General features: G+C 67.9%; 11 protein-coding genes and 2 pseudogenes. 5 read left to right on the top strand and 8 right to left on the bottom strand.

Annotated features, from left to right (window positions below):
* Positions 1 to 354 precede the first annotated feature (354 nt).
* Positions 355 to 2,022, bottom strand: coding sequence for an ADP-ribosyltransferase domain-containing protein (locus J7E93_RS36605; protein WP_215074358.1), 1,668 nt, complete (start codon positions 2,020 to 2,022; stop codon positions 355 to 357).
* A gap of 124 nt (positions 2,023 to 2,146) precedes the next feature.
* Positions 2,147 to 2,815 carry a macro domain-containing protein gene (locus tag J7E93_RS36600; RefSeq protein WP_215074357.1) on the bottom strand — a complete coding sequence of 223 codons (669 nt, stop codon included), beginning with the start codon at positions 2,813 to 2,815 and terminating at the stop codon, positions 2,147 to 2,149.
* Positions 2,816 to 3,066: 251 nt separating this feature from the next.
* On the opposite strand from J7E93_RS36600, the gene J7E93_RS36595 reads away from it, so the two are divergent.
* The gene (locus tag J7E93_RS36595; protein ID WP_215074356.1) at positions 3,067 to 3,375 is read left to right on the top strand and encodes an immunity 53 family protein; all 309 of its coding nucleotides are present in this window, start codon (positions 3,067 to 3,069) and stop codon (positions 3,373 to 3,375) included.
* A gap of 385 nt (positions 3,376 to 3,760) precedes the next feature.
* On the opposite strand, the gene J7E93_RS36590 is transcribed toward J7E93_RS36595, so the two are convergent.
* Positions 3,761 to 3,919 carry a hypothetical protein gene (locus J7E93_RS36590; protein ID WP_215074355.1) on the bottom strand — a complete coding sequence of 53 codons (159 nt, stop codon included), beginning with the start codon at positions 3,917 to 3,919 and terminating at the stop codon, positions 3,761 to 3,763.
* Between the two features lie 419 nt (positions 3,920 to 4,338).
* Positions 4,339 to 5,310 (bottom strand): GNAT family N-acetyltransferase, encoded by a 972-nt coding sequence (locus tag J7E93_RS36585; RefSeq protein ID WP_215074354.1) that lies wholly within the window; start codon positions 5,308 to 5,310, stop codon positions 4,339 to 4,341.
* 52 nt (positions 5,311 to 5,362) lie between these two features.
* On the opposite strand from J7E93_RS36585, the pseudogene J7E93_RS36580 reads away from it, so the two are divergent.
* Together J7E93_RS36580 and J7E93_RS36575 are read left to right on the top strand one after the other, a co-directional pair.
* A pseudogene (locus tag J7E93_RS36580) lies at positions 5,363 to 5,992 on the top strand (TetR/AcrR family transcriptional regulator); the annotation flags it as partial.
* A gap of 1,250 nt (positions 5,993 to 7,242) precedes the next feature.
* Positions 7,243 to 7,635, top strand: a complete 393-nt coding sequence (locus J7E93_RS36575) for a MerR family transcriptional regulator (protein ID WP_215074353.1) — start codon at positions 7,243 to 7,245, stop codon at positions 7,633 to 7,635.
* 524 nt (positions 7,636 to 8,159) lie between these two features.
* Here J7E93_RS36575 and J7E93_RS37710 read toward each other — a convergent pair.
* The 3 genes and pseudogenes from J7E93_RS37710 to J7E93_RS37700 all read right to left on the bottom strand — a co-directional run bounded on the left by J7E93_RS37710 (position 8,160) and on the right by J7E93_RS37700 (position 9,720).
* A pseudogene (locus J7E93_RS37710) lies at positions 8,160 to 8,663 on the bottom strand (ATP-binding protein).
* On the bottom strand, positions 8,638 to 8,886 hold the full coding sequence (locus J7E93_RS37705) for an ATP-binding protein (RefSeq protein ID WP_251067597.1): 249 nt from the start codon (positions 8,884 to 8,886) through the stop codon (positions 8,638 to 8,640). Before J7E93_RS37705 ends, J7E93_RS37710 begins: the two are co-directional and overlap by 26 nt.
* Positions 8,887 to 9,324: 438 nt before the next feature.
* Positions 9,325 to 9,720, bottom strand: a complete 396-nt coding sequence (locus J7E93_RS37700) for a hypothetical protein (RefSeq protein WP_251067595.1) — start codon at positions 9,718 to 9,720, stop codon at positions 9,325 to 9,327.
* Between the two features lie 716 nt (positions 9,721 to 10,436).
* On the opposite strand from J7E93_RS37700, the gene J7E93_RS36560 reads away from it, so the two are divergent.
* Positions 10,437 to 11,291, top strand: coding sequence for a hypothetical protein (locus tag J7E93_RS36560; RefSeq protein WP_215074352.1), 855 nt, complete (start codon positions 10,437 to 10,439; stop codon positions 11,289 to 11,291).
* Between the two features lie 538 nt (positions 11,292 to 11,829).
* Here the strand turns inward: J7E93_RS36560 and J7E93_RS37695 are convergent.
* Entirely contained in the window at positions 11,830 to 12,153 is a 324-nt protein-coding gene (locus J7E93_RS37695; protein ID WP_251067596.1) for a DUF5958 family protein, read from the bottom strand.
* Between the two features lie 296 nt (positions 12,154 to 12,449).
* Here J7E93_RS37695 and J7E93_RS36555 point away from each other — a divergent pair, with 296 nt between their 5' ends.
* Positions 12,450 to 12,950 (top strand): hypothetical protein, encoded by a 501-nt coding sequence (locus J7E93_RS36555; RefSeq protein ID WP_215074359.1) that lies wholly within the window; start codon positions 12,450 to 12,452, stop codon positions 12,948 to 12,950.
* Positions 12,951 to 13,093 lie beyond the last annotated feature (143 nt).

Raw genomic sequence — 13,093 nt, 5'->3', positions numbered from 1 at the left:
GCGGGACATGATGCACCAGACCGCCCATGAGGCCGGTCTCGATCCGGACCGGATCTCCTTCACCCGCACCCTCAACGCCACCCGCCGCCACGTCACCGACCAGGCGGCACTTTCCCCCCTCACGACTCCACCAAGCCCTCACCCACACCACCCGTGAACTGCTCGAACGACTCCTACCACCCCGCAGACGACGCTCCAACCCCCGCGTCATCAAACGCAAGATGACCAACTGGCACCTCAAACACCCCCACCACCGCAACCCACCCCCACCACCGACTCACACCGTCACGCTGGTGCCACCCACCAAACCAACCAGCAGACGCCTGAAAGGCACCTAAATCACCGGTATTGCGCCTAAGAAACCAACCCCTGACCCTCCAACTCGGTCAGGCGCACGGTGCACAGCCCCCCACGCTCGGCCTTCACCTCCGTCACCTTCAGCTGCGTGCCCGGCGCGAGGATGTACTCCTCCTCGCCCGTGAACGCGGAGAACCGGCGGATACCCACTGCCCGCGCCGGCGTCACCTCGAACAAGGTCCGCCTGCCACGATTCCCGAGGAATGCCCGAGCCACGCCCAACTCGGACGTGCACGACGACACACCCCACCACGTCACCGTCCGCCCCGCCGGATACTGGGACCGCAGATCCAACGCAACACCACGCCACAACGGTCGCGTCTGCGCCGGCAACGCCGCCACCGCCGAGAACAGCAACCTCAGGTACGGCAGGTACGGCACCAGCCGCTCCCGGTCCGGAGAACGCAGCACGGCGTTGATCTCGCGGTAGAACGTGGACTCACACGTGTACAGGTACAGCGCCGAGATCGCGTCGGCGGACAATCCCTCTCCGTACGCCCCCTCCGCGGACAGCCCGCCCACGCGCTCCGCCTCGGCGACCTTGGCCTCCCCGAACCGACTCGACCGCTCGATGTGCCGATCCAGATGTGCGAGTACCCGCGACACCGGCTCGACGGCCTTTCGGAAATCCATCACCGGCGTGTCGAACACCCCGGTGACAGGCGGAAGGACGAGCCCTTCGTCCTTGACGCTCGTGAGCCGCTCCAGATACAGCTGGTGCAGCTCCATCGTCGACGCGATGAACGCCCCCATCCGCTCCGCGACGCCACCACCCTCCGACCCACCGGCCCCCGCCGCCTCCTGGTCCCAGCCCTTCTGCGGCAACCAGTCGACCGGCTCGGCCCCCACCGCCGCGAGGGCGTCGTTCACCTGGGCGAAGTGGTCCCCCTCGCAGAAAATGTCCCCCTGCGCCGCCGGATTCGCGTGGTCCAGGTGCCGGACCTCGACCCCCGGGTACTTCTTCTCCAGCCGCTGGACGACCCTCTTCAGGCTCCGGGCATGCGCGCCCCACCAGGCGAACACCACACCCCGATCCTCCTCCTCGGCATCCTGCTTCGCCCGAAGGATCTCCTCGACGATCTGCTCGGCCACGGGCCGCCAGAACGACGTGTGCCGATCGGTCGGCATCGCCCCGTCCGCACTCGCCGTGAGGGAGGCGTTCAGCAGCAGCACACCCTGGGTGAGCATCGCCTGGAACCACTCCGGCGGCGGAACCGTGTCCTCCTTCTTCAACAAGGCCCGGATGTCGGCGATCGGAGTCTTCTTGACGATGCCGTACTTCCACATCGCGGCCGCCTTGATGATGCAGCGAATGCTGACCACCCGACCGAACTGACTGTCCTTCCAGTCATTGAAGGTGTTGTCGAACATCGCGATGCCGGTCGCGCTCTCCGCCCGCGGATACGGGTTCTGTCCGAAGACGACCACCTTCCACTTCTGCGGCGGGTGCGGCTTCAGCGCCTGGAACGTCAACTCGCGCACCGGAACCACCTCCGGACTGCGCTTCGGACCGATGAAATCGGCAGCTCCCGGCTGCGCCTCGATCACCGGACCCAACAACGGAAGCCACGGCTCACCACCACCGGTGAACAGTTCGGCCAGCCCCAACGGGTCCCCATCCGAGGAACCCGCCTCGCCCGCGGCCGGAACGTCGACATCACTCACGACGGCAGAACTCCCAGGAATCGAAGCGGACGGCCCTTCGGGTCCGTCGGCATGCTGAATGGATTCGACAAGGTCGTCGCCGGCGTCGCCGCCCTGTGCGGTGCCGGCCTGCGGAGTGTTCGCGTCAGCGACGAAAGGAAGGCCGCTCCGGCACGTTGATCCGAACCCGCCGCGCGGACCCCGCCCCCTCGATGTCGTCGAGCTGCCCCAACACCGCGGCTCGCAACTCGTCGTAATCCGTGAACCCGTGATCCTGGAACAGGGTGTAGCCCGTCCACATCAGATTGGCGCACACCCGCGCGGGCACCCGACCTGTCTGCGCGCCCATTCCCACCAGCGCCACCGACCGGATGCTGCCGGGCTTCGCCCGGTTCTGCAGATGCACCGCCTGGAACGCGGCCGCGCACGCCAGCGCCACGTTCATGGTCTCGCTGATGTTCTGCGAGGACTGCCGCATGGTCGGCGTCGAGATCAGAAAGCGCGGCACGGCCGCCCCGGACGGGACACACACCGCGCTGCCCACCGGCAGACTCCCGCCGAACCGATCACGGATCGCCCGCTGCACCCGCACCTGAATACCGGCCCCGAGGTGCCGCTTGACGACGGCGTCGACCCCACCGTCCATCCGGCCCCGCTCATTGGTGGGGGACACCCACGCGTCGACATCCACATCGAGAATGGAGCCCTGCCGGATCTCGACCTCGGGCGTGTCCGCGAACGCGGAACGCCAGGCCGCCACCACCTTGTCGTTGACATCGACCAGAACGACCCTCAACGTACGCTCCACACCCACGAATCCACCCCTCTCGCACGATCTCTCGAACACATCCGAAGCTACAGCGCACCACTGACAACGCCGACGTCCCAACTCGACGGCCATCCCGCCCGCTTCCCGCATCCGCAGCCGGCCCACCGGCCGGTCCACGGCTGCCACCGGCCGCCCCGGCCACCTCCGCTCCCCGGGGAGTGGGCGGTGGGGCACCGGAAGGTCGGGGAACGTTCACCAGGTCCCAGGCCCCGCGCGCTTCGCCTAGCATCTGCGTCATGTCCGAACCCGAGAATGTGCTTGATTGGTTGCAAAGCTGGTACGCCTCACAGTGCGACGGCGACTGGGAACACGAGTGGGGCGTGACGATCGCGACGCTCGACAACCCCGGCTGGACCATCAAGATCGATCTTGAGGAGACGGAGCTGGCTGACCGGGAGTACCCCCGGCAGAGGGTCACCCGGGGAGAGCACGACTGGGTGACGGCCTGGACGTCCAAGCAGACGTTCCGTATCGCCTGTGGGCCCGGCAACCTGTCCGAGGCGCTCACTTTGTTCCGTGCCTGGGCCTCTGAAGGTGTCTCGTAAGCGCGGCCACCGAAGGTCTTCATGCCGCGAGCGCGCTCGCGGCGTTGCGCGGTCAGCACATCAGGATGGCGGGCGCTCGCGTTGTGCGACCTCGGGTAGTCGTGAAGTGTCGGTTCTGCGCGGTGTGGTTACGGTCGTGTCGCTCGGGGTGGCCCTGCTCGGCCCAGCAGGAACCGAGAGGGTGAGTCGGATGCCGAGCCGTCCGAACTCGTCGAGCGAGGCCCGGTCGGGGAAGCGGGCTGTCGCAGCTTCCGCCCCGCCTGGTCGGTCGACCTGCGCACACGGACAGGCTCAGCCACCACACCCCCAGCAGTCGGATGAGACGTCTCCGTACGTCCAACCGCCATGACCATCGACCCGGTGACGACCCGTTTCGGTCAGAGCACTAATCGGCGGGTGCCTGCGGAGCGCTGCCCAGGACGGCCGAGGCCATGGCCTCCTGCTCGGTGTGGTCAGTGCTGTTGAGGTGTTCCCGGGCCATGACGACGAACGCGCCCCGTGCCTGTTGGAGAACAGTGGCGGCGAAACTCATGTCCTCATTCATCGGCTGCCCTTCCGGTTCCTGACCGGGAGTGCGGTGCTACAGCGTGCGGCTCACTGCATGCGACAGGTTGGTGCATGCGGCCCGGACCACGTCAGCGGCCTCCACGATGTACCAGGGACCTTCGAGCTCTACCAGCGCATAAGTGGTCCACACCTGCTGGATGGCCGCTCCGAAGCCATCCAGGGCAGTGCCTGTGGGCTGGTTGGGGTGTCGGCGAAGAGTCGAGCCTCTTCGCCGATCTTGTCGACGGTGGCGATGAACTCCACCCAGGCGTCGCGGCGCAGGCCCCGGCGCCACTGCTGGTGCTGGGCGTCGGCGGCGGCCTGGGCAGCGTCGAAGGTGGCCTGCGCCTGGGCCAGTCCGGCCTCGGCGTGGGAAGACTCGGCGCTCGGGGACTCATCGCTCCGGGATGCGGACGGTCATCCGGTGGCGGGCGCGTCGTCCCAGGCCAGCGAGGCCATCCTCCACCCCGACGGCGTCCGCACGAACTGGGTGGTCTTGTGGCCGGCCCCTTCGAACCACTCGCCTCGGTGGAAGCCGGACTTGTGGTATTCGCTGAACCGGTGCGCGATCGATCCGACGATCTCGGTCCGTTCGGCGACCTCCCATTCGGAGAATTCCGTCAGCGTCCCGTCCGTGAGCATCTTCTGCCGGGGCTCGATGAACGCGTCGAGGTCGTAGATCACGGGCTCGTCCCCGACGTTCGCGATGATCCTCCCCTGCGGAATGAAGACGTCGCGGATGACTCCGAGGTCCGGCCGGATGTCGCCGACGTTGGTGAAGGCGCCGACGAACACACGCATCAGCCGGTCGAGCTCGGCCTGGACGCCGGATCGGGACACGTCCTCGGGAGTGGGCCATTCTTCGGAAAGGACCGACCAGACCTCGCTGTCGTGCCGCACACCTCGGTACGGATAACGCTGCCGCAGCACGCCGTCACGGGTCATGCCCAGCCGGCGCGCGGCTTCGATGCTGCGGGTGTTGCCCGCTGAAACCCACCACTCGACGCGGCTCATCCCGCGTTCCCGGAAGGCCCAGTCGATCAGCACCCGGCAGGCCCGGGTCACCAGGCCCCGTCCCTCCCCGGCCTTCTCCAGCCAGCAGCCGATCTCGCACACCCCGGAGGCGTTGTCGAAGCGGGTGAACATGACGCCGCCGACCAGCGTGCCGTCCAGCCAGATCCCGTATATCCGGCCCGTGTCCTCGGCCAGACGGTCGGCGTAGCGCTGGAGGGAGGCCTTGGCCGAGTCGAGGTCGGTGCTGTAGGTCGCCCACGGGATCCACGGATCCACGGAGGGCCGGGCGCGATCGATGTGGGCGAGGAACTCCTGTGCCTGCCAGGGCTCCAGGGGGCGGAGTCGGGCATGGTCGCCGAGCGCCAGGGTGAACATGAGGCCTCACTCTCCAGGTGCGTAGCAAGCGTTCGGTACGTAAGCTAGCAGCATGCCGCCCGCACCCGGAGACCGTGAAGCCCGCCGCAAGGACGTATCCGAGGCGGTGTGGCGTGTACTCGCCGACAAGGGGTTCGGTGGGCTGACCCTGCGTACCGTCGCCGCAGCGATGGGCGTCTCGACCGGGATGCTCATGCACTACTTCCCGAACAAACGGGCCCTGATCACCCACGCCTTGGAGCTCCTGGAACAGCGCACCGCGGAGAGACCCCGCCGCGCGCGTCCCGCCGCAGGACTCGCCACCGTCCGCGCCATGCTCCTGGACATCCTGCCGTTGACGCCGGGCGACACCGCCCGCAACCGCATCTGGGTCAGTTCCTGGGACCTCTCCCTCGCCGACGCCGACCTGACCGCGGAACAGGCCGACCGCTACACCCGCCTGCGCTCGACGATCCGTCCCCACCTCGAAGCCGCACGCGACCTCGGTCAGCTCCCGGCCGGCACCGACCCGGAACAACTTGCCGCAGCCGCCGTCGCCTTCACGCACGGCCTCGTCGTCCAGGCCCTCTTCGACCCCGGCCGATTCCCCCACGACGTACAGACCGCCATGCTCGACGACTTCCTCGCCTCGACCGCGCCGCCGCCCCGCTCCGACGGCGCCGGCAGCCTACCGGCCCCTGGTGCCGACGAACGGTCCTCACAACATCAAGGTGGCGGTGCTCCTTCGGGCGCCCGCAGCCATTGTCTGTCTGGGGGAGTGGCAGGCCGGATCGGCGACCGGCCACGCGACTGGTAGACGGGTTACGAGTTCCAGCCGTATCGACGACAGGCTGGCGGCAGCTGAGCGGCTGGCGCCTGTGAGGGATCTTCGCTACGCGTGCGGGGTGCCGGCCGCATCGAGATCTCGGTGCACGTCGGGCCTGGGTCGCCGTTCTGCGGGTTGCGCTCTTCCCGGGTGCCCACATCGAAAAACGCCTCAGCGCCGACCGGGAAGGCTCTGCTGTACCTGTGTACCCGTCCGGAACGACGGTCGTCTCGCGAACAGCCGGGATCTCAGACCGCGCTCCTGCTTTGCGCTGAAGGCCGCCGCGGCCGCCTTCAGCGCATCGGCGCTCCGCTCCACCGGTGGGCTGACCGCGCACCGGTCGGAGGTGTGGAGGGCGCCGCGCGGAGCGGTGGCCGGGTCACTCGTGGTTCAACTGCCTACTCCTGCCCTGTTCGAGGGTGACTATCTCGTGGTCGAACACGCGAAAATCTATGTTGGCCGAAGTAGACATTGGGCTGTGGGGCGGTTACGGTTTCTCTCGTAGCCGAGATCGAGAAGGGCCCGGCAGAGATGAACTGCCGGGCAGCAGTACCCGCAAGTCGCAGTTCGCAGGACGGTGCGGTGGTGGAGTTCCGAAGCCAGAGCAGTTGCAGGACGGGCGACGGGACTGACGACCGGACCGGGTGGGCCCGCAGTGATCAGGGGCCGCCATGAGCAGTACCAGCAGTGCGGTTCTCAGTGGTTCCTCGGTAAAGGCGTCTGACTGCGGGCGCGCGTACCGGGAAGTTCGGCAGTGGGGTTCCAAGCCAGAGCAGATGCAGGACGGGTGACGGGGCTGGCTGCCGAAGAGTGGCGCTGTTCGAGGCCACAGCAGTACGCAGTACCTGTTGGTGAGTGATCAGTTCGGAGGGAAGAACGGAGGAGTTGAGCGCCATCAGGATCGCCCGGATGGAGGTATGGAGTCCGGGTACCGCAGGACATCGATAGGCAGGTGGTCTCCGGTCACGCAACCGCGATCCCCGCGCTCCCGGCGGCAGTCAGGCTGGGTCCGCGGAAACAGAAGGTCGGCGCAGTATGAGGGCCGACAGATGGTGTAGCAGTTCCTTCGGGGCCCTGGTGCCGGTTCGGCGCCAGGGCCCCTCGACGCGTTTCACAGAGAGGTGCCGATGACAGCAGACGACTCCTACGGCCGTCTTGATGACGATGACTACCCCGCGTACACGATGGGGCGGGCTGCCGAGATACTCGGCACCACGCAGGGCTTCCTCCGTGCCATCGGTGAAGCCCGTCTCATCACCCCACTTCGTTCCGCCGGCGGCCACCGGCGTTACTCCCGCTACCAGTTGCGTATCGCCGCTCGAGCTCGGGAGCTGGTCGACCAGGGGACGCCCATCGAGGCTGCCTGCCGCATCGTCATCCTCGAAGACCAACTCGAAGAAGCCCGGCGTATCAACGCCGAATACCGCCGCGCCGCCGAGGCGGCGAACCCACCGGCCGCAACCCCCAACCAGGCTGCCGCCACCACAGCTCCCGGACCACAGCTACAGACAGCACCATAACGAGCTGATCACCCGGCTCGCTCTCGGCGTGAGGTCCTCCATGCGGTGAGCCCGGGTTTCACGCCGGGGTGCCTCACCTTGCGGGTGCACGGGCCCGGCATCGTCGCTGCTCCGGTTGGCCAGATCCAGATCGAGGTGCCTACTCATGTCATCGGCGGGGACCTGCTGCATCAGCGGCGCGATGACGTGGACCGGGCGGCCGGTTCGAGGCGGGCCGTTTCCCGATTTGGTCCGTTAGGTTCTGCCCTCGAACGGCATAGCAACCAAGCCCGACACGCTGTGCAGAGGGCCGTTCGTTAGTTGCGGACGAGTGCCGCAGTTCCTGTCCGTTGCGTCCCGGAACGACTCGATCGTTTAACCCTGCTGGACTCGCTGCTGCGCGCTCGGTGGCCGGAGGGCACCGAGTATGGCGGTAGCGACCGCGATGGCCACCTTGAAGCTCCTGCAGGATGCATCTGCGGAGCAGATTGTCGACGAGGCTTTCTGAAGTACCGGCCGATCGCGCTCTGAGCTGCGGGGGAAGGTCAGTCGGCCGTGGCCTGCTGTTCGGCGTGGGCGCGTGTGGTGGCGAGTCGGTAGGGGTCGGTGCCGGTCTCGATGATGTTCCCGCCGAAGGTGAGCCGGTCGACGATGGCGGCGCGGAGGCGGGGGTCGGTGAAGGTGTTGGTCCAGCCTGAGAAGGATTCGTTCGAGGTGATCGCGACGCTGTTCTTTTCCTCCCGCTCGTCAGAACCTGGAAGAGGAGTTCAGCGCCGCGACGGTCGAGTTCCATGTAGCCGAGCTCGTCGATGCACAAAAGGTCGACGCGGCCGTAGCGGGATGGTTTTGGTCGGCTGCTTCTCGTCGGCGGCCTCGACCAGCTCGTTGACCAGCTTCGGGGCCAGCACGTACTTGACCCAGTAGCCGGCCATCGCGGCTTCGGTGCCGAGGGTGATCAGCAGGTGGGACTTGCCTGTGCCGGAGTCGCCGATGAGGCAGAGCGGCAGGCTCTTCTTGATCCATTCACACTTGGCGAGGGTGTGAATCAAGGCCGCGTCGATGTTCGGGTTGGCGTCGAAGTCGAACTTGCGAAGCGACTTGTCCCGGGGGGAAGCCAGCGGCCTTGATCCGTCGTTCGGAGCGGCGTCGGGCACGGTCGTCGCACTCGGCCAGCAGGAGTTCGGCGAGGAAGCCGAGGCAGGACATCTCCTCGCGGTCGGCGGTCTCGGCGAGTTCGGGGAACTGGTTGCGGATGGTCGGCAGCCGGAGCATCCGGCATGCCTGGTCGACCGCGGCGGTGGCGGCCTGCTCGGTGAGTCCTCGCTGGCGGGGGAAGGACACAGTCGTTCTCCTTCAGGGGGTGGGGCGATCCGGCCGGCGCAGTCGCAGCAGCTGGCCGTAGTGGGCGACCGAGGGCAGCGGCCGCTTGTCGGGTGGCAGGTGGGCCAGGCGGCGTGAGGTCAGGGACGTGACATTTGACCGGCTGCCCGTCGGGGACACGTGTTCCGCCGGGACATGGCTGTCTTCCTCCGCCGCCTTGCGGGCTTCCAGGGCGACGGCGTCGCGGTCAACGCGCCCGTCTTGAGAGCGGCTGCGAGGCCGGTGACCAGGTGTTCGTGGGGCAGGTGGCGGCCAAGAAGCAGGACCTCGATCAACGCGCGGGTTCCGTCACGTTTTCCATGCGCCTTAACGGCTGCGGCCCACCAGGAGTCATGGACTGGGGCGAATCTGCCCGCAGAGCGAGCCTGGTCGAGCGCGGTCGCTCCCGGCAGGGCGCCGGGCTTGCGCACCGCGGACCATCTGGTACGAGATCTCGTCCGCACCGCGCTCATCCAGCAGCCGCTTGAGAATCCGCTTCACCGTGTGCCGCTGCTTGCGCGGCGCGTCCAGGTTCACCCGCAGCATCTCGTCGATCAACGGCTTGAACCGGTCCAGCCGGGGCGCCCTCGGCGGAAGCTGCTTCCGCGGCTCGGGCCATGCCGACGACATCGCCTTCTGCACCGTCAGGAATCCGACACCGTACTTTCGCTGGAGAGCGCGGTTCGAGAGCCCCTGACGCGAGTCACGGCGGATCGCCGCGTACAGGTCGACCTTGGACTTCGGCAACGGCCGCGATGGCGTCAGGAGCCCGCGTCTCCCACGGGTGCGTGGACGGCCATACCTAGGACATCCAGCCGTCGAACATGACGGCCAAGTCCAGCTCGGCCTCGTTCTCGTACTTCTTGAGCCGTTCGGGGAAGGTGCGCTTCTCGACCCGGTCGACCTTGACGGGACTGCACACCCTCGAAGGAGAGCAGCGACAGCGCTCGCCTGGGGCGTCGAGCGGGTTGCCGGAGCGGGTCATGGCATCGTGCGCGGCTTGCATGACGCGCCTGGAGTCCTCGAGCGGGCACCGATGCCCTTCTCGAAGGCGTACCGGAGGTGCTGGCGGGACATCCCGCAGGGAGGTCTCCTCCAGGCAGGGGGATCGATCGTGTGGCCGTCGTGGATGGTCACGCTCAGCTCCCTCCCTGGCCACAGCGAACCTGACGCACTGCGGTTGGGACGGAAAAGGCGCAACCCTGCACTCCAGGTGATATGCGAAACTGACCGGCGGGACATGCACGCAGCGCTCACAGTCACAAACGCTGTGACTGTGAGCGCCTCAGTACAAGAGTGCACTCCATGGCCGGGGAAGGCCGCTCCCGGCCGTGACCCGTACTCGGCACACTCGTACGATGCGGTCTGCACGGCGCAGTGGTGTGGGGGCTCGACAAGTCGATGACCGGGCTCTGCAACGCGGCGACGCGACATGACGTGAACAGAGCCAGCTGGAGTCGACGATGTCCGAACTGCGCGCCTTGGACTCCGTCCTGCGCAATGCCTCGCAGCTCCGGCTGAGCGAGGTCCACCATGACGGACGGGTGTCCGTCGACCTGTCGCATGCGCCCGTCCGCGACCGCCTGCGCACAGCCATGGCGGTCAGGGCGCTGACCGGTTCCATCTGCGCGTGCGTGGGTGATGTCCGATTCGAGTTCCTCAACCCGCGCGGCGAGTGCCTCGCCGATGTCGTCCTCCACCACGGCGAAGCACTGCGCTGGAACGGCTGGCAGGGCCTCGCGGCCCTGAAGGACGGTGGATCGTTGCTGCGGTGGCTGACCGAGCACGGCCTCGCCGGCCCACTGACGCGGGAAGAGGAGGCCTACGCGGCTCGAAGGCGGGGGGAAGCAGAGGAAGCGGACTGGGTCGCGGCTGTACCACCGGCGCTGGCCGGCCTCACCAGCCGCATGCTGGCCCTGTCCCGGACGGGCTCGGCACCCTCACCCGCTTTCCTGGCCGATGCCCATGACCGGCTGCGGCAGGCGGACCCGGACCCGGTGAGCCGAGTGCTCCTGCTACTGGCCTGGTGTGGCGCCGGCAGCGGCCGCTACTCCGGTTTTCCGGTCCATGAAGTTCTTCCGGACCGGCTCCTCGCCGACGTTCCCATCGAGGAGATCGTCGCCGCACTCGAAGACCCGACGGCCGATCGGCGCCACGACGCCGGTGCGGTCCGGCACTTGGTCGGATGGAAGACCCGACGCCAGCAGAAACGGGACGTGGCAGCCCTCCCCGCACCGCTCAGGGCCCGCCTGGTCCACGCGGCCCGGGCGTCAGCGGACGCGACCATAGGAAAACGCGCGGAGCACTGGCCCACCTGACAGGTGGTCGTAGTCCCGCTCACGCTCAGACTGATGCCGGCGTCCGTGCAGAACCGGTGACGGCTGGACCACTGCCTGCGGTCCTCGTCGGATGGCGAGGCACGGAGACCGCACGGGAGTTCGCCAGCCGCTGGAGGACGTCACCGCTCTGCTCAGCGACCGCACCTCGCGCAAGACGTTGAATGAGACGTTCACCATCCTGGGCATGCCGCCAGTCGATGGAGGGCCCATGCGCGAGTGCGTCGAGCGCAGCTTCGTCCGGGTGCCAGACAACGATGCGAACCCGCCGCGAGCTCGCCCGGGCCCGGGGGCAAACTTGGCGGCCGGCCACCGGGGGAGCCTCGCATCTTGCGGTTGCAGGTCTGGTCGGTCTTGTCGGGGATGGTGTAGAGAATGCCGCGGCTGCGCGCAGGTAAACGCGGTTCTTGTGTGAGGCGTACGCCTTGTCGGCGCGTACCTCCGCGGCTTGGTGCGTGGCCTGCCCGGTCCGAGTCGGGGCACCCTGCCCCTGCCCAGGACGACCTCGAACTGAGGGGACTCACCACGCTGTCCCGCTGTGATCACGATGGCCATGGGCTTCTGCCTCTGTTCGACCGCCAGATGCAGCTTGGTGGTCAGGCCGTCGTCGACCTCCTCGGACGTACCGCCCCCACCTTCGCCCCGGCGAGGACGTTGACCAACCGCGGTCGCGCTTGGTCAGTACCGCAGGCGTGTGGGTCGGGCGTAGCCCGGCACGGCGGATGCTCTCCGGTCCGTCCTTGGCGACGGCGCAAACCTGGACACAGTGATGGCGCAGGAAGAGCAGCACGTCGGACTGCTCCTCTGAGCCGAGACTGTCGAACCACTCGAGGCCCTGTGACATCGGGCGCAGTCCCCAGGCGAGTTCGTTGAGGATGACGTCGCGTCCCATCCACGACAGGTTCCCGTTGAACAGGCGGCGCTCCGGAGCGGCAAGAGCGTCCTTCTGGTGTTACTGCCCGCAAGTCATCCCTTTCATCCGACGGTGCGGGCGAACCGCGAGCTCACCCTCTCGACCACCGTGGCGTCCGGCGCGATCGAGCTGCCGAAGCGGCACCCCGCCGATACGACTCCCACTACCGCAAGCGGAGGATCGCAGCCCTCGACTGACGCCAGGCCGTGCCCGTCATCCTCACCACCGTGAAGCAGCTCCAGGAGCATGGCGCGGACGCGGCGGTGCGGCGGTGCCTGGGACGAGACATCGCGCATTGGCTGACCGACGAGCTGCACGACTCCGACGGCGACGTCCTCTACCGCCGCCGAGCCGCCCAGGCCGACCCGGAAGAAGCACGGCGCCGGGTCGCCGAGCGGGAGGCGTGGCGCGCGATATGCAGGCGGTGCGGGGCGAAGCTCACCGACGAACGGTGGGAGGAGACCACGGGACGGGACGCCTGGAAGGCCGGCAACCTGTCCGTGTGCGGGGCCTGCCACGCCGACGACGTCGCCCGGCAAGAAGCCGCCGCCGAAGCCTCATGGGAGCTGGCTCCCGTACAGTCGGAGCCGGAGGGCGACCGCGACCAGGAGCCGGGCAAGCCCGCCGCGGCCTGTTCGGCTGACGGACCTTGCCCGGACAAGCTCAAGGCGACCCTGGGCAAGCCACGCCGTAATGGAGGCCTGCCCAGGTGTCAGGGACAGCGCTGAGCTGCTGCCTGTGCCGGGCACGGCCCGACCGGGTTGCTGGCGTCTCCCCAGCCCCCCGCGTTTCCGACCGGGACGGCCCTCTAACTGATCGTTTCAGAATGAGGTTCGCAGGCGGCGGAGGCATATGAGGCTGCAGGCCAGTT

Source organism: Streptomyces sp. ISL-36 (genome assembly GCF_018614205.1).
Classification (GTDB): Bacteria; Actinomycetota; Actinomycetes; order Streptomycetales; family Streptomycetaceae; genus Streptomyces.
Note: the sequence above shows the minus strand (reverse complement) of the source record. Positions and strands in the feature narration are given on the sequence as shown.